Raw genomic sequence first — 17,356 nt, 5'->3', positions numbered from 1 at the left:
ATCGTGGGCCACTTTGCCCGCAGTACCGCCATGACCGCTGAAACGGCCGCCGAACTCCACACGATCATCGACCTGATCCGCTACGGCACCAGCCGTTTCAACGCCGCGGGCCTGACCTTCGGGCACAGCTACGACAACGCCCTGGACGAGGCCACCCAGCTGGTGCTGCACAGCCTGCACCTGCCGCACGACCTGGGCCCGGCCTACGGCCAGGCGCGCCTGCTGCAGGAAGAAAAGCTGCGCGTGCTGGAGCTGTTCCAGCGCCGCATCGACGAACGCATCCCCGCCGCCTACCTGACCGGCGAGGCCTGGTTTGCCGGGCTCAGCTTCAAGAGCGACAAGCGCGCCCTGGTGCCGCGCTCGCCCATCGCCGAGCTGATCGAGTGCGGCTTCGAACCGTGGCTGGCCGGCCGCGATGTCAGCCGCGCCCTGGACCTGTGCACCGGCTCGGGCTGCATCGCCATTGCCATGGGCCACTACTACCCGAACTGGGAAGTGGATGGCGTGGACCTGAGCGATGACGCCCTGTCGCTGGCCGAAGAGAACAAGGAGCGCCTGCAGGCGCACAACGTCACCCTGCTGAAGTCGGACCTGTTCAACGGCCTGACCGGTCGCCACTACGACCTGATCGTCACCAACCCGCCCTACGTCACCAACGACGAGACCGATGCCCTGCCGCAGGAATACTCCTACGAGCCGGAAATGGGCCTGCGCGCCGGCGACGATGGTCTCGACCTGGTGCTGAAGATCCTGCGCGACGCGCCGCTGCACCTGAGCGAAGACGGCCTGCTGATCTGCGAAGTGGGCGAGTCCGAACAGCACCTGATCAAGCTGCTGCCGGAAGTCGACTTCGCCTGGATCGAATTCAAGGTCGGCCAGATGGGTATCTTCGCGGTCGAATGCCGTGAACTGATCGCCCACAGCGCCCGCATCACCGAACTGGCGGCGCAGCGCCCGTGAGCTCCAATTCGTTCGGCAAGCTGTTCACCGTCACCACGTTCGGCGAATCGCACGGGCCGGCCATCGGCTGCGTGATCGATGGCTGTCCGCCGGGGCTGGCGCTGGATGCGGCCGAATTCGCCCACGACCTGCAGCGCCGTGCCACCGGCAAGAGCCGGCACACCTCGGCGCGGCGCGAGGCCGATGAGGTCGAGATCCTGTCCGGCGTGTACCAGGGCCTGACCACCGGTACCCCTATTGCGCTGCTGATCCGCAACACCGACCAGCGCAGCAAGGATTACGCCAACATCGGCCAGCAGTTCCGTCCGGGCCATGCCGATTACAGCTATTGGCACAAGTACGGCATCCGCGATCCGCGCGGTGGTGGCCGTTCCTCTGCGCGCGAAACCACCATGCGCGTGGCTGCCGGCGTGGTCGCCAAGAAGTGGCTGGCCGAGCGCTTCGGGGTGACCGTGCGGGGCTACCTGTCGCAGTTGGGCGAGATCCGTCCGGCCGGTTTCGACTGGTCGGCGGTGGAAGACAACCCGTTCTTCTGGCCGCACGCCGAACAGGTGCCGCAGCTGGAGGCGTACATGGATGCGCTGCGCAAGTCCGGTGATTCGGTCGGTGCGCGCGTGGACGTGGTGGCCGACAACGTGCCGCCGGGCTGGGGTGAACCCATCTACGGCAAGCTCGATGGCGACCTGGCCGCCGCGCTGATGAGCATCAACGCGGTCAAGGGCGTGGAGATCGGCGACGGTTTCGCCAGCGCCGCGCAGAAGGGTACCGAACACCGCGATCTGCTGACCCCGCAGGGCTTTGCCAGCAACCATGCCGGCGGCATCCTCGGCGGCATTTCCACCGGCCAGCCGGTGGTCGCCTCCATCGTGCTGAAGCCTACGTCCAGCCTGCGCCTGCCGGGTCCGTCACTGGATACCGAAGGCAACGTCGTGGAAGTGGTCACCACCGGCCGTCACGATCCTTGCGTCGGCATCCGCGCCACCCCCATCGCCGAGGCCATGATGGCCCTGGTGCTGATGGACCAGGCGCTGCGCCACCGCGCCCAGTGTGGCGACGTCGGTACCATCACCCCGCGCATTCCCGGGCAGATCGATGGCTGATACGCGGCCGACGGTATGGGTGAGCCAGCCGCTGATCGACGCGGCCATCGCGCCGCTGCGCGATCGCGTGCAGCTGCTCGCCACCGAAACCGTCACCGCCTGGTCGCCGCAGCAGATCGCCGAACAACTGGCCTCGGTCGACGGCGCCATCATCACCCTCAACGAGCGCATCGGCGCGGCCCAGCTGGCCGATGCCGCGCAGCTGCAGGTGATCGCCAACGTCGGCGTGGGCTACAACAACCTGGACGTGGACGCGCTCAGCGCGGCCGGCATCCTGGCCAGCAATACCCCCGATGTGCTGACCGAAACCACGGCCGACATGGGCTTTGCCCTGCTGATGGCCGCCGCGCGTCGCATCACCGAATCCGAGCGCTGGCTGCGCGAGGGCAAGTGGGGGCAGTGGTCGTTCCAGACCATGCTCGGTGCCGATATCCATGGCAGCACCCTGGGCATCCTCGGCATGGGCCGCATCGGCCAGGGCATTGCCCGCCGTGGCGCGCATGGTTTCGGCATGAAGGTGCTGTACCACAACCGTTCGCGCCTGCCGGCCGACACCGAGGCGGCACTGGGTGCGACCTACGTGGACCTGGACACGCTGCTGGCGCAGTCCGACCACCTGGTCACCGTACTGCCGTACACCCCGGCCTCGCACCACATCATCGACGCCGCCGCGCTGGCGAAGATGAAGCCCTCGGCCACCCTGGTGAACATCGCCCGCGGCGGCATCGTCGATGAACTGGCCCTGGTCGATGCCCTGGCCAACGGCCGCCTGGCCGCCGCCGGCCTGGATGTCTATGAGGGCGAGCCGAAGGTGCGCCCGGAACTGCTGGCGCTGCGCAACGTGGTGCTGACCCCGCATATCGGCAGCGCCTCGCTGGCCACGCGCACGGCCATGGTGCAGCTGGCGGTGGACAACCTGCTGGCCGGCCTGGGCCTGTCGGGCAGCCCGGCTGCCATGCCGAGCGCGATCAATGCCGACGCGGCCCTGGCCGCGCGTGCCGTGCTGGGTAAAAAAAGCGGGAAACGATAGGGAACCTCCACGCGCCCCGTCCGAGGAGGTTCCCCGAACCCAGCTGTCGTGCGTGAGTTTTCCCCTTCCCGTTTTTCGTGAGAGTTCCCCCATGAGCAATGCACAACGCAGCTTCCACGTCGCCATCGTCGGCGCCACCGGTGCGGTCGGCGAGACCATGCTGTCCATCCTGGCCGAGCGTGGCTTCCCCGTCGGCACCCTGAGCCTGCTCGCCTCCGAGCGCTCGGCCGGTGGCGAAGTCGAATACGAAGGCCAGAAGATCAAGATCCAGGACCTGGCTACCTTCGATCCCAGCGGCGTTGAAATCGCCCTGTTCTCGGCTGGCGGCAGCGTGTCCAAGGAATATGCACCGAAGTTCGCCGCGGCCGGTGCCGTGGTGATCGACAACTCCTCGGCCTTCCGTTACGACGACGACGTGCCGCTGGTGGTGTCCGAGGTCAACCCGGACCAGATCGGCAACCGTCCGCGCGGCATCATCGCCAACCCGAACTGCTCGACCATGCAGATGCTGGTGGCGCTGGCGCCGCTGCACCGCAAGTACGGCATCGAGCGCATCAACGTGTCCACCTACCAGTCGGTGTCCGGCGGTGGCCGTTCGGCGATGGAAGAGCTGGGCAAGCAGACCGGCCAGCTGCTCAGCTTCCAGGACATCGATCCGCAGCGCTTCCCGGTGCAGATCGCCTTCAACCTGATCCCGCACATCGACGATTTCCAGGACAACGGCTTCACCAAGGAAGAAATGAAGCTGGTCTGGGAAACCCGCAAGATCCTCGGCGACGACAGCATCCTGGTGAACCCGACCGCCGTGCGCGTGCCGGTGTTCTACGGTCATTCCGAATCGGTGGCGATCGAAACCCGCGACAAGGTCACCGTGGCCGAAGCGCGTGCGCTGCTGGAACAGGCGCCGGGCGTGGAAGTGGTGGACCGCCATGAAGCCGGCGGCTATCCGACCCCGGTCACCCATGCCTCGGGCACCGACGCGGTGTACGTCGGCCGCATCCGCGAAGACCTGTCGCACCCGCGCGGCCTGAACCTGTGGATCGTGTCGGACAACGTGCGCAAGGGCGCCGCCCTGAACGCCGTGCAGCTGGCCGAGCTGGTCGCCGCCGAACAGCGCTGACACCTGCTGTCCTGTAGAGCCGGGCCATGCCCGGCTGCTTCTGCCCTTCGTAGAGTCGAGCTTGCTCGACTGCTTCTGCTCGCCTGCGTTCAAGGCAGTCGAGCAAGCTCGACTCTACGGGGCATCGCCGCCACCCGATGGGCGCGTATCGCCCCACCCGATGGGCGCGTATCGTCCCATCCGGTGGGTGCGGCCCGTCCCATCCGGTGGGTGCGGCCCGCCTCAATCGGTGGGTGCGGACCTTGGTCCGCACGCTTTATAGTGTCGCCCATGAATAAACGGGCCAAGGGCGCGCGCCGCCCGCTCACCTATCTTTCCGCAGCACTGCTGGCCCTGGCGAGCAGTTCGGCCATGGCCCTGGGTCTGGGCGACATCCGCGTGCTGTCGCGCCCCGGCCAGCCCTTGCTGGCCGAGATCCCCGTCGTATCGGCCGATCCCTCCGAACTGGAAAACCTGCGGGTGGCGCTGGCCTCGCCGGTCACCTTCGAACGCGTGGGCCTGCAACGGCCGACCGGGCTGGTCAGTGAACTGCAGTTCGAACTGACCACCAATGCGCAGGGCAGGGCAGTGGTGCGGGTGACCTCGCAGACCCCGGTCGAGACCCCGTCGCTGAGTTTCCTGATCGAAGCCGACTGGGGCCAGGGGCGCCTGGTGCGCGAATACTCGGCCCTGGTGGATGCGCCGGCCAGTGCCCTGGCCGTGGCCGAACCGGAAATCGTGGCGCCGGCCGGCATGTTGCCGGACACCATCGTCCGCGACGCCCCGGCACCCACGCCGCCTGCCGCTGCGCCGTCTGCGCCGTTGACACCCGCCAAGGCGCCCACGCGTGCAACTGCGACGGCGGCACCGCGCGCCGCAGCGCCGGCCGCCAATGGCAGCGTGACCGTGCAGCACGGGCAGACCCTTTCGCAGATTGCCGACGCGGTCGCGCGTGGCAACCAGGTCAGCCGTGACCGGGCGATGATCGCCCTGCTGCGCGCCAACCCCGAAGCCTTCATCCGCGGCAACGCCAACCTGCTCAAGCAGGGCGCGGTGCTGCGGGTGCCGGACCAGGCCGCGCTGGCCGCCGTCGATGCGGCCGAAGCGGCGGCCATGCTGCGCGAACACGCGGCGCAGTGGCGGCAGGCACGCACCGTGCCGCAGCCGGCCGGCGCGCCGGCGGCGGTCGCCACTACCGCATCGGCTGCACCGGCCCCCGCCACCGGGGCGCGTCTTGAGATTGCTCCAGCGCTGGCGGCCGATGCCGCCCACGCGGGCACAACGACCGGCACCGCTGCCGGCAGCGAGGGTGACATGCTGGGCAATGAACAACTGCGACAGGCCAAGGAAGACATCGCCACGCGCGATGCCGAGATCGGCGAGTTGAAGCAGCGCGTGGCCGAACTGGAAAAGCTGAAGGACCAGCAGCAGTCGCTGATCGCCCTGAAGGACAACGACCTGGCCGCTGCGCAGCAACGCCTGGAACAGCCGGCGGGCGCAACCAGTGCAGGCACCCCGTGGTACTGGCTGGGGCTGCCGTTGCTGCTGCTCATTGCAGGTGCGGCCTGGCTGATGCGCCGGCGCAAGCCTTCGCCCCTGCCGCCACTGCGCGACGAGAGCGATGCGGCCGCCCTGGCCGCAGCGGTACCGGCCGGTGCAGCGCTGGACACCCTGGCCGAGCAGTCGGCGTGGGCGTCCCCGGCGTCCGGCGATGCCCGCCAGGAGCCGGCGATGCCGGAATGGGCCACCGCGGCCGACACCCACCAGGACGCAGAGGACACCGTCTCCGCGCAGGCCGACGCGTCCGACGCGACCACGCCGCTTGAGGACACCGAAAGCGAACTGCCGGCGGCCGTGGCCACGCCGCCGCAATGGGATGCGCTGGAGCCGGAACCGGAACCGGAAGCACAAGCTGAGGCCGCGCGGCTCGATGCGGTCCCTGCGGAAACCCAGGCCGTGGGCGTACCCGACTACGCCCTGCATGCCGAGCAGCAGCCGCAGTTCCGCGGCGTGTTCGACCTGCCGGCCGAGCCGCACGAAGACCCCGCCGTCGCAGCGTCCGACGCCGCTGATGACGTGGAGGAAGTGCCGGTTGCCGCGCAGCCCGATCCACACGACTGGGCGCCGCGCCCCGGCCAGGAGCGGCTGGAACTGGCCATCGCCTATCTGGACCTGGGCGATGCGCAGACCGCGCGCACCCTGTTGCAGGAAGTGGCCGAGCAGGGCGACGTGCACTGCCAGGCGCAGGCACGTGAACTGCTGGCACGCTTGGATTGATTCCCCATGACGGACACTGCCATGACCCGCGAACGCCGCATCGACTACGTTGAATTCGCCTCCAGCGATCCCGCCGCCAGCCGTGCGTTCTTCGAAGCGGTATTCGGCTGGTCGTTCGTCGATTACGGCAGTGATTACACCGCGTTCGATGATGGCCGCCTGCAGGGCGGCTTCTTCCGCGCAACGCCGCAGCAGGCCAGCACCGGCGCGCCGCTGCTGGTGCTCTACGCCGACCAGTTGCTGCCGGTGCAGAGCGCGGTCCAGCAGGCCGGTGGCCGCATCGTGCGCGAGGTGTTCTCGTTCCCGGGTGGCAGCCGCTTCCAGTTCATCGAACCGGGTGGCAACGAACTGGCGGTCTGGTCCGAGCGCGATCCGGCCTGACCGCACCCCCCAAGGCAAGATCGAGGTAGCACATGCGTTACGCGCTTGGCGTCGAATATGACGGCAGCGATTTCAGGGGCTGGCAGAACCTGGGCGAAGGCGGTCCCAGCGTGCAGGCCAGCCTGGAACAGGCCCTGTCATCGGTTGCCGATGCGCCGCTGCAGGTGGTCTGTGCCGGGCGTACCGACGCCGGCGTACACGGCCAGTGCCAGGTCGTCCATTTCGACACCGATGTCGTGCGCGATCCGCGCGCGTGGATGCTGGGCACCACCACCCGTCTGCCTCGGTCCATTGCGGTGCGCTGGTGCGTACCGGTGGCCGACGATTTCCACGCCCGCTTTTCAGCGCGGGCACGGCGTTACCGCTACCGCCTGCTGAACCGCGAGGTGCGCCCCGCGCTGGAACGGCAGACCCTGAGCTGGGAGCGGCGCGCGCTGGATGCTGGCCTGATGCACCTGGCCGGCCAGGCCCTGCTGGGCGAGAACGACTTCAGCGCCTTCCGTTCGGTGCAGTGCCAGGCCCTGCATGCGCGGCGCGAGCTGCAGTCGCTGCAGGTCAGCCGCCAGGGCGAGGTGATCGAGGTAGCGGTGCAGGGCAATGCATTCCTTCATCACATGGTTCGCAATATCGTCGGTTCGCTGATCCTGGTCGGCAGCGGCGAAAAACCAGTGGAATGGATCGCCGAACTGCTGGCCGGACGCGACCGCACCGTGGCCGGGCCCACCGCTCCCCCGCAGGGACTGGTGTTCCTGGGGCCACTGTACCCCGACAACTGGCACCTGCCCGCCGAGGTCACTCTATGAGCCGCTCGTACTACCGCACCCGCATCAAGTTCTGTGGCATGACCCGCGCCGGCGACGTGCGCCTGGCCGGTGAACTGGGCGTCGATGCGGTGGGGTTCATCTTCGCCCGAGAAAGCAGCCGCCGCGTGGCCCCGGCCGAAGCCCGGGCGATGCGCCAGGCGATCGCGCCGATGGTCGATGTGGTGGCCTTGTTCCGCAACAACAGCAAGGAAGAGGTGCGCGAGGTGCTGCGCACGGTGCGACCGACCCTGCTGCAGTTCCACGGCGAGGAAGACGAAAGCTTCTGCCGCAGCTTCAACATGCCCTATCTGAAGGCCATTGCCATGGGCGGTCGTGAGGAGGTCAACGCTCGCACGCTGCAACTGCGTTACCCCAGTGCGGCCGGCTTCCTGTTCGACAGCCATGCGCCCGGTGGCGGCGGCGGCACCGGCGTGGCCTTCGACTGGGCGCGCATCCCCACCGGCCTGCACCGTCCGTTCCTGCTGGCCGGCGGCCTGACCCCGGAGAACGTGAAGGAAGCCGTGCTGGCGACCCTGCCCTGGGGCGTGGACGTATCCAGCGGCATCGAAGTCGAGCCGGGCATCAAGGACGGCTACAAGATGCGTACCTTCGTGGAAGAAGTCCGCAGCGCCGACTGCACCGTGCTGGATTGACCGCCACGGGGCGGGGGCGGCCGCAATGGCCGCTGCCCCGCGTCTTCACATTTGTCCCTGCACGTCCTCTTCACATAGGATAAAAGGGAACGCTGCGGCCATGAGGGCCGCGGCGGGGATCGACGGGGCCGCCACCGGCGGTGTCCGAACGGGCGTATCGCGCCCACAGCCCTGGAAGGCAAGCGATGCAGGAGTTCCTGACCGTAGTGTTTGGTTACCCGACCCTGCCGTACAGCGTGGTGCTGTCGGTGGCGCTGGTGTATTGGGGGCTTGCCGCCTTTGGCCTGGTCGATGACGGGTTTGGCGATCTCGGCGCCGATGGCGCGCTCGACGGTGGCACCGATCTGCATGGCCTGTCGGCCCTGCTGCAGCGCTTCGGCCTGGGCGGGGTGCCGGTCATGGTGGTGGTCACCCTGCTTGCCCTGTTCGGCTGGGTACTGACCTATTTCGTCCATCTCTATCTGCTGCTGCCGCTGCCGGACCTGCTGCGCTGGTCCATCGGCACCGGCTTCGCCCTGCTGGCACCGCTGCCGGCGGTGCCACTCACCGCCCTGCTGCTGCGCCCGATCCGCCGCTTCCTGCTGCGCCTGCGGCCGGTGCCGCAGGCCTCGCTGCTGGGCCGCATCGGCGTGGTGGCCTCGCCCAGGGTGGACGCACGCAACGGCCACGCCACCGTCGATGACGGCGGTGCCGGGCTGGTCCTGCAGGTGCGCAGCGACATCGAACTGCAGCGTGGCGAGCGCATCGTGCTGGTCGAGCACGTGGCCGAACAGCATTACTACCGGGTGGTCCGCGCCGATGCGGTCGCCCTCGATTTCCAGGACAACCTGCTTCCGGGCAACAAGGAGAATCACCCATGAGTTTCAGTGGCGCGGCCCCGTTCCTGATCATCCTGATCACCGTCGTGGTGGGCCTGCTTGGCCTGGCGGGTCTGTTCAAGGCGTTCTACCGCAAGGTTGACCAGGGCGTGGCCCTGATCGTCAACGACATGAGCTCCACGCCCAAGGTGCACTTCACCGGCGCGCTCATCATTCCGGTGTTGTACCGCGCCGAACTGATGCGCATCAGCCTGATCACCCTGCAGATCGACCGCCGTGGCAAGGAAGGCCTGATCTGCCGCGACAACATGCGCGCCGACATCGCCGTGGCCTTCTACCTGCGGGTGAACGAGACCCAGGCCGATGTGCTGCGCGTGGCCAAGGCCATCGGCGCCGACCGTGCCTCGGACAAGCACGCCGTGGACGAACTGTTCAATGCCAAGTTCTCCGAGGCGCTGAAGACGGTGGGCAAGAAGTTCGACTTCACCGAACTGTTCGAAAAGCGCCAGGAATTCCGCGACGAGATCATCGCGGTGATCGGCAACGATCTGAACGGCTATGTGCTGGAAGACGTGGCCATCGATTATCTGGAGCAGACGCCGAAGGCGCTGCTGGACCAGTTCAACATCCTCGACGCGCAGGGCATCCGCAAGATCACCGAGCTGACCGCCGCGCAGAACGTGGTGACCAACGAGCTGGAGCAGAACGAAAAGCTCGCCATCACCAAGAAGAACGTGGAAGCGCGCGAAGCACTGCTGGCCCTGGAACGCCAGCAGGCCGAGGCCGAGGCGCGGCAGAAGCGCGAGATCGAAACCATCCGTGCACGCGAGGAAGCCGAGACGGCCAAGGTGCAGGAAGAGCAGCGCCAGCTGTCCGAGAACGCGCGTATCGAAGCACAGCAGCTGATCGAGATCCGCGACCAGAACCGCCTGCGCGAAGTGGAAGTGGCCGAGCAGAACCGCCAGCGCGCGGTGGCCATCGAAGCCGAGCGCGTGGAGCGCGCCCGCCAGCTGGAGCAGGTCACCACCGACCGCGAAGTGCAGCTGCAGGGCGTGGAGCGTGACAAGGTGGTCGAGCAGGGCAAGATGGACGTGGCCAACATCACCCGCGAACGCATCTCCATCGACAAGACCGTGGCCCAGGAAGAAGAACGCATCAAGGAAGTGCGCGAAGTCTCCGAAGCCGACCGCCAGAAGCAGGTGCTGATCCTGGAAGCCGAAGCCAAGGCGCAGGAAGCGCTGGTGCGCGAAGTGAAGGAAGCGCAGGCGCGCGAAACCGCCTCCAAGCACCGCGCGGTGGAACTGACCACCCTGGCCCAGGCCGAGCACGAAGCAGCCGGCAAGCAGGCCGAGGCCAAGCGCCTGCTGGCCGATGCGTTCCGCGCCGAACAGGCCGCGCCGGGCCTGGCCGAAGCGCAGGTGCGAGAAGCCTCGGCGCTGGCCATCGAGAAGGTCGGCATTGCCGAGGCCCGCGTGATCGAGGCCAAGGCCGATGCCACCCTGAAGCAGGGCAGCAACGAAGCACGCGTGCTGGCCGAGACGCTGCAGGCACAGGCGCAGGGCGAAGAGAAGATGGGCCTGGCCCGTGCCACCGCCACCGAATCGCTGGGCAATGCCGAAGCCGGCGTGGTGCAGAAGAAGCTGCTGGCCGAGGCCGAAGGCCTGGTGCGCAAGTTCGAGGCCATCGCTTCGCTCAGCGACCAGGCACGTGGCCACGAAGAGTTCCGCATGATGCTGGACAACAGCCTGAAGCAGGCGTTGGCGTCGATCGAGGCAGGCAAGGAAGTCTCGCGCGAGAACGCCAACGTCATCGCCAGCGCCCTGCGCAACGCCGACATCGATCTGGTCGGCGGCGACGGCGGCATGTTCGAGAACCTGGTCAAGGCGGTCTCGCTGGGCAAGTCGATCGAAGGCTTCGCCGGCAAGAGCCCGATCGTGCAGGAGCTGATGCAGCGCTACCTGGGCGTGGCCGTGGCCGAACCGGCAGCGCGGCAGATCGCCGAGGACGCCGACGCGGTGCCGACCGTGTCGGCCACCTTGGTCGACAGCGCCCGTTGATGCACCGTGCGGTGGCCGTCCTGGCCACCGCACGTCCACGATGGCCGCCGCAGCGGCCGTCCATCCGTGAGCGGGAAGCCTGCTGATGTCCGAAACGAATTCAACCGCCGACAGCGCCACCGCGGCGGCGGCCGACACCGTCGACCAGGCCGTGGCCCAGGGCGGTGCCTACGAAGTGCTGCGCCGCCGCCTGGTGGAACAGGGCCAGCGTCTGCAGGCCCTGGCCGACACCCTGAACCGCCAGCGCCTGGCCGAGTTCGGCGACAGCCGCCTGGAGGTGGTCGGTCGCTTCCGCATCCGCAGCGAGAACAACTGCGTCGGCCGCGACATCGTGCAGGTCGGCCCCGATCGCCTGCTGTTCGGCTACAACGTGTTCATCGGGCTGAAGACCCAGACCCGCATCGAGGATGTGTTCGGTCTGTACCGCCTGGTGCAGGGTCCCGATGGCTACGACGTGGCTGCGCTGGAGCTGAAGGGCAGCTTCCTCGACCAGCCCGGCTTCGTGCACGACTTCAACGAACTCTATGCCTACTACAAGCACGCGCGCCTGCTGCAGCTGATCGTGGTGGGCGACAAGCTGCTGGCCTCGTTCCAGATCGGCGAACGCAGCAGCGATGTGCGCGTGTTCCGCTGGGCGCTGTCGCGCGATGGCGAACTGACCTACCTCGATGCGCGCGGCGAGCGTGACATCGCCCTGCCGCCGCCGTTCGATTTCGAATGGACCAAGGCCACCCGCGACCTGGCGGTGAACGGCCGCCATTCGCACCTGAACATCCTCGACACCCTGTTCGTGGAAACCACCGGTGGCGACCTCACCATCAAGGTGGAAAACAACACCGAGACCGGGCAGGGCATCTACAGCGAGCCGGTGGAAGACAGCACCCAGTCGCTGGACGATGCGCAGTTCGAGTTCGCCCGGGTCGGCTCGCTGCTGCTGCTGAAGGTGCTGCCGTACCGCGAAACGGTCTGGCGCGGCCTGATCTACAACACGCTCACCGGCGCCATCGTGCGCAACGATGCCATCGTGCAGGCCTGCGTGCAGCTGCCCGAAGACCACGGCGTGATCTTCCCCGGCGGCTATTACCTGCAGGGCGGCGAGCACAAGGCCTTCGATGCCTCCATGGCCGGCATGCAGTTCAAGCGCAGCATCCGTTCGCCCAACGGCGAGGACGTGCTGTACATCTTCTACGAGCGCGAAGGCGGCCGCTCGGCCCTGTTCGTGTACAACACCATCCAGCGCGTGCTGCAGAACCCGGTGTTCGGCCACGGCTACGCGTTCATGCAGGATGGGCGCATGGTGCTGTTCAACGCCGAAGGCACCGAACCCACCCGCATCCATCCAATGCAGGTCTGGCAGACGCCCTTCAGCAGTGACGAATTCGCTGCCAGCCGGCCGCCGGGCAACACCTTCATGGGCCGCATCGGCAACGCCGAACTGGTGCGTGGCATCTCCAACCTGTTCAACCTGGCCCGCGAGATCGACGGCCAGGACGTGTCGGTGCAGCGCTACCAACGCCTGGTGGCCGATACCCGCCGCCTGTTCGACGCCCACCACTGGCTGGGTGACGAGGCCTGCGACGGCGCCGAGGCCCTGCTGCGGCAGATCAGTGCCACCGGCGAGTCGGTGCTGGACGAATACGAGAAAGTACAGTCGATCCGCCAGCAGTCGGCGCAGGCCATGGCCGAGGCGGAAGCCGCCTACAAGGCGCTGCTGGGCCGCCTGCAGCCGGAGAACTGGAACGAGGTGCAGGCCTTCGTTGAGGCGCTGAACGCGATCACCGCGCTGCGCGGCCGCCTGCTGACCCTGCGTGAACTGCGCTACATCGATACCGACCGCATCGAAGCGATGGGCGCCGAACTGGTGCAGGCCCACGAGCGGGTGGGTGCGGCTACCGGCAGCTTCCTTGCCGGCGATGCGGCCCTGGCACCGCTGGCCGCGCGCCTGCAGGCGCTGGATGAAGCGGCCCAGCAGGCCGCCAGTGCGCGCCAGCTGGACGAACAGTTGCAAGGGCTGCGTGACATGGCGGCCGACCTGGACATGCTGTCGCAGCTGATGGCGGGCCTGAAGGTGGACGACGCCACCGCACGCACGCGCGTGGTGGAAGCCATTTCCACCCTGTATGGCCGCCTGAACCAGGCCCGCGCGCGTGCCGAACAGCGCAGGAAGACCCTGGGCAGCGCCGAATCGGTGGCGCAGTTCGCCGCGCAGTTCGCCCTGTTCTCGCAATCGATCACCAGTGCGCTGGCCATGGCCAGCGATCCGGAAAAGGCCGACGACCAGCTGTCGCGCCTGCTGGTGCAGCTGGAAGAACTGGAAAGCCAGTTCGGCGAGCACGAGCAGTTCCTCGGCGACATCCTCAGCAAGCGCGAAGAGCTGGTGGAAGCCTTCGACACGCACAAACAGGCGCTGCTGGATGACCGCCAGCGCAAGGCGCGCTCGGTGCTCGATGCGGCCAACCGCATCCTCGACGGCCTGGCCAAGCGCACCGAACGCTTCGCCAGCGCCGACGAACTGAATGCCTTCTTCGCCGGCGACCCGCTGATCCTCAAGCTGCGCGAACTGGCCGAGCGCCTGCGTGCGCTGCGCGACAATGTGAAGGCCGACGATATCGAGGCGCGCCTGAAGGGCGTGCGCGACCAGGCCGTGCGCCAGTTGCGTGACCGCAGCGATCTGTACGAAGCCGGCGGCAATGTGGTGCGACTTGGGCCGCGCCATCGCTTCAGCGTGAACACCCAGGCATTGGACCTGACCCTGCTGCCGCGCGGCGACACCCTGGCCATCCATCTCACCGGCACCGACTTCCTGGAAACCCTGCACGACCCGGAACTGGACGCGCTGAAGCCGTTCTGGCCGGTCACCCTGGATTCGGAATCCGACGCGATCTACCGCGGCGAATATCTGGCCGGTTGCCTGCTGCGTGCCGCCGAAGAAGGGCGCGACGGCCTGGATCTGCCGCAGCTGCTGCACGATGCCGCCGAACCGGATGCGCTGGACCAGCGTGTGCGCGCGTTCGCAGCGCCGCGCTACCGCGAAGGCTACGAACGCGGCATCCACGACCACGACGCCGCGCTGATCCTGCGTGCGCTGCTGCCGCTGCAGCAGGCCGCCGGGCCGCTGCGGCATGCGCCGCGCGTGCGCGCGCTGGCCTTGTTGTTCTGGGCCGCGCAGCAGCGCGAGGATGCCGTGGCGCAGTGGCCCAGCCGCCAGGCCGGCGCCGACACCATTGCCCGTCTGTTCGGTTCGGACGAAGGGCGGCTGGCGCTGCGCGCGGAAATCGCGCAGGCGCTGCATGACCACGCACAGGCACACGGCCTTGCGTTCGACGCCGACATGGCCGCCGATGCCGCGGCCTACCTGGCCGATGAGCTGCACAATGGCGAGCCGGTGTTCAGCATCAGCCGCCACGCCCAGGCCCTGCTGGACGCGCTGTCCCAACAGTTGGAGCAGGCCGGCCAGCGCGATGCGTTCGAGCGCGCGCTGCAGCGCAGCCAGGACCCGCTGGCTACGCGCTGGGCACTGGCCGGGCAGTGGCTGCGTGCCTTGGCCGGGCTGCCGGCGCAGGCCGCCCATGCCGGTTATGTCGACGAAGCCGCGGCACTGCTGCTGGTACAGCGGCAACTGCGCACGCGTGCCAGCGAGGCCATCCTGCGCGCCGAAGTGAAGGGGCTGCTGGGCGAGCATCCGCGCATCCACGGCGGCACCCTGGTGCTGACCCTGGACGATTTCCAGTCGCGCCTGCAGCACCACCTGCAGCGCTTCGTGCCGTCCTTCCACGCCTACCAGAGCGTGCGCCAGGGCATCATCACCCGCGAACGCGACACCCTGCGCCTGTCTGAGTTCAAGCCGCGGCCGCTGTCCTCGTTCGTGCGCAACAAGCTCATCAACGACGTCTACCTGGGCGTGATCGGCGACAACCTGGCCAAGCAGATGGGCACGGTGGGCGAGAACAAGCGCAGCGACCTGATGGGCCTGCTGATGATGATTTCGCCCCCCGGCTACGGCAAGACCACGTTGATGGAATACGTGGCGCACCGTCTGGGACTGGTCTTCATGAAGATCAACGGGCCGGCGCTGGGCCATGAGGTGCGCTCGCTGGATCCGCAGCAGGCGCCCGATGCCACCTCGCGGCAGGAGCTGGAAAAGCTGAACCTGGCGCTGGAAATGGGCAACAACACCATGCTGTATGTCGATGACATCCAGCACACCCATCCCGAGTTCCTGCAGAAGTTCATTTCACTGTGCGACGGCACGCGCCGCATCGAAGGCGTGTGGCGTGGCAGGACGCGCACCTATGACATGCGCGGCAAGAAGTTCTGCGTGGTGATGGCAGGCAACCCGTACACCGAGTCCGGCGAAGTGTTCAAGATTCCGGACATGCTGGCCAACCGCGCCGACATCTACAACCTGGGCGATGTGCTGGGTGGCATGGAAGCGGCGTTCACCCTGAGCTACATCGAGAACAGCCTCACCTCCAACCCGGTGCTGGCGCCGCTGGCCACCCGCGACATGGCCGATCTGTACCTGCTGGTTGATCGGGCGATGGGCAAGGACGTGTCCACCAACGGTCTCAGCCATGCCTACAGCGGGGCCGAGGTGAACGAGATCACCGCCACCCTGCAGCGCATGCTGCGGGTGCGCGACGTGGTCTACCGGGTCAACCAGCAGTACATCGCCAGTGCCGCGCAGGATGACCGCTACCGCACCGAGCCGCCGTTCCGGCTGCAGGGCAGCTACCGCAACATGAACAAGCTGGCCGAGAAGATTTCGCCGGTGATGAACGAGGACGAGCTGCAGCAGCTGGTTTCCGACCACTACCTGGGCGAGGCGCAGCTGCTGACCACCGGTGCCGAAGAGAACCTGTTGAAGCTGGCCGAACTGCGTGGCGTGCTGGATGACGCGCAGGCGCAGCGCTGGGCGCAGATCAAGCGCGATTTCCTGCGCAACAAGGCCATGGGCGCCGACGAAGGGGATGTGGGTGGGCGGGTGGTGGCGCAGTTGGCCGACATCGCCAGCGCGCTGCAGCTGCCGCCGCCAGCGCCCGCGCAGGCCCCGGCGGCGCCCGCCGATCCGGCACCGTGGCCAGCATTGCTGGAGGCGCTGCACCGCTTGGCCGAGGCGCGCCCCGCGCCTGCGCCAACCAACGCGCCAACGGCCGCGCCGGCCGTGGTGCAGGCCGCACCGCTGGCCGAAGACCTGCAGGCCGGTCTGGCACCGCTGCTGCAGGTACTGGTGTCCTCGCAGGAACAGCAGGTGCAGCTGTCGCAGACCCTGGCGGCCTTTGCCGGCTGGGCGCGGCAGCAGGTGCAGGCCGAACCGGTGGCCGACCTGCGCCGGCGCCCGCGCGTACGCCGCGCGTCCACGCCGGAAGAACGCGCGTTGGACGAAGCCCTGATGCGCCACTTCTATGGTGAATCGCTGCCACCGGAAAGCGGTGCCGACGATACGCCGCGGCCACCGCCGCTGCCGTGAGCCAGCCCCTGCCCACGCCGCAGTTGCCGGCCAGCGCCGATGCCACGGCGCTGGCCGACTATGGCGCGCCGCTGCTGCGTGCGCTGCAGGCCGGCGAGCCGATACTCGCCGTCGGTGATGCACACGGCCTGGTGCAGGCGCTGGCGCGCATCGCACTGGCGGTACAGGGCGCCGATCCGGCGCGGCTGCGACGCCAGGAAAGCTGGTGGGGCAGGTTGCTGGGCCGCGACGTCACCCGCCAGGCGCAGGCGCAGGCACTGCAGTCGCAATTGGGGGTGCTGGTGCTGCAGGCGCGCGAACAGGCGCAGCGCCTGCAGGGGCACCTGCAGCAGCGCCAGGCCGCCATCGCCCACGCCCAGACCGCTGCACAGGCACTGCAGCACTGGGCCGATGCCGCGCAGCCATTGCTGGCGACGCTGCCCGCACACGCGCAGGCCGGGCTGGCCGCGCGCGTGGACCACCTGCAGCGCCTGTCGGCCCTGCGCGCGCTGGATGCAGGGCAATGGCAACTGTTGAACGAGCAGGACCAGGCGCTGCTGCAGCGATTTGCCCACATCCACGACACCCTGCTGCCGGCCTGGCGGCAGGCCGCACTGGCCGGCCAGGCCCAGGCCCGTGCCGTGCAGGCCGCACAGGCCGCCGACCTGCAGGCCCAGATCGACCACGAAGTGGCCGCCGCTCAGGCTAGACTGCGCTGAGCCGGCCGCC

Annotated in this window: 12 protein-coding genes; all 12 read left to right on the top strand. The window is 68.1% G+C overall.

Annotated features, from left to right (window positions below):
• Positions 1-30 precede the first annotated feature (30 nt).
• The 12 genes from prmB (at position 31) to C1931_RS14020 (ending at position 17,346) form a co-directional block, all read left to right on the top strand.
• Entirely contained in the window at positions 31-960 is a 930-nt protein-coding gene (gene prmB, locus C1931_RS14075; RefSeq protein WP_108754847.1) for a 50S ribosomal protein L3 N(5)-glutamine methyltransferase, read from the top strand.
• Entirely contained in the window at positions 957-2,060 is a 1,104-nt protein-coding gene (aroC, locus tag C1931_RS14070; RefSeq protein WP_108753713.1) for a chorismate synthase, read from the top strand. The genes prmB and aroC overlap by 4 nt, the downstream gene beginning before the upstream one ends.
• On the top strand, positions 2,053-3,090 hold the full coding sequence (locus C1931_RS14065; protein ID WP_108756797.1) for a D-glycerate dehydrogenase: 1,038 nt from the start codon (positions 2,053-2,055) through the stop codon (positions 3,088-3,090). The genes aroC and C1931_RS14065 overlap by 8 nt, the downstream gene beginning before the upstream one ends.
• 91 nt (positions 3,091-3,181) lie before the next feature.
• Positions 3,182-4,210, top strand: coding sequence for an aspartate-semialdehyde dehydrogenase (locus C1931_RS14060; protein ID WP_108756796.1), 1,029 nt, complete (start codon positions 3,182-3,184; stop codon positions 4,208-4,210).
• A gap of 270 nt (positions 4,211-4,480) precedes the next feature.
• On the top strand, positions 4,481-6,466 hold the full coding sequence (locus C1931_RS14055; protein WP_108756795.1) for a FimV/HubP family polar landmark protein: 1,986 nt from the start codon (positions 4,481-4,483) through the stop codon (positions 6,464-6,466).
• Positions 6,467-6,487: 21 nt separating this feature from the next.
• Positions 6,488-6,847 carry a VOC family protein gene (locus tag C1931_RS14050; protein ID WP_108754846.1) on the top strand — a complete coding sequence of 120 codons (360 nt, stop codon included), beginning with the start codon at positions 6,488-6,490 and terminating at the stop codon, positions 6,845-6,847.
• Between the two features lie 32 nt (positions 6,848-6,879).
• Complete coding sequence (gene truA, locus C1931_RS14045; RefSeq protein ID WP_108756794.1) at positions 6,880-7,650, top strand: tRNA pseudouridine(38-40) synthase TruA; 771 nt, start codon at positions 6,880-6,882, stop codon at positions 7,648-7,650.
• Positions 7,647-8,303, top strand: a complete 657-nt coding sequence (locus C1931_RS14040) for a phosphoribosylanthranilate isomerase (protein WP_108756793.1) — start codon at positions 7,647-7,649, stop codon at positions 8,301-8,303. Before truA ends, C1931_RS14040 begins: the two co-directional genes overlap by 4 nt.
• A 185-nt stretch (positions 8,304-8,488) precedes the next feature.
• Positions 8,489-9,163: an OB-fold-containig protein gene (locus tag C1931_RS14035; protein ID WP_108756792.1), complete on the top strand. Its 675-nt coding sequence runs from the start codon at positions 8,489-8,491 to the stop codon at positions 9,161-9,163.
• Positions 9,160-11,178: a hypothetical protein gene (locus tag C1931_RS14030; protein ID WP_108756791.1), complete on the top strand. Its 2,019-nt coding sequence runs from the start codon at positions 9,160-9,162 to the stop codon at positions 11,176-11,178. The genes C1931_RS14035 and C1931_RS14030 overlap by 4 nt, the downstream gene beginning before the upstream one ends.
• A gap of 85 nt (positions 11,179-11,263) precedes the next feature.
• The gene (locus tag C1931_RS14025) at positions 11,264-16,648 is read left to right on the top strand and encodes a DNA repair ATPase (protein ID WP_108756790.1); all 5,385 of its coding nucleotides are present in this window, start codon (positions 11,264-11,266) and stop codon (positions 16,646-16,648) included.
• Positions 16,645-17,346 (top strand): hypothetical protein, encoded by a 702-nt coding sequence (locus tag C1931_RS14020; protein WP_108756789.1) that lies wholly within the window; start codon positions 16,645-16,647, stop codon positions 17,344-17,346. Before C1931_RS14025 ends, C1931_RS14020 begins: the two co-directional genes overlap by 4 nt.
• The last annotated feature ends 10 nt before the right edge of the window (positions 17,347-17,356 follow it).

The sequence above is a fragment of the Stenotrophomonas sp. YAU14A_MKIMI4_1 genome (assembly GCF_003086855.1).
Classification (GTDB): Bacteria; Pseudomonadota; Gammaproteobacteria; order Xanthomonadales; family Xanthomonadaceae; genus Stenotrophomonas.
This window is presented reverse-complemented; position numbering and strand designations above follow the sequence as displayed.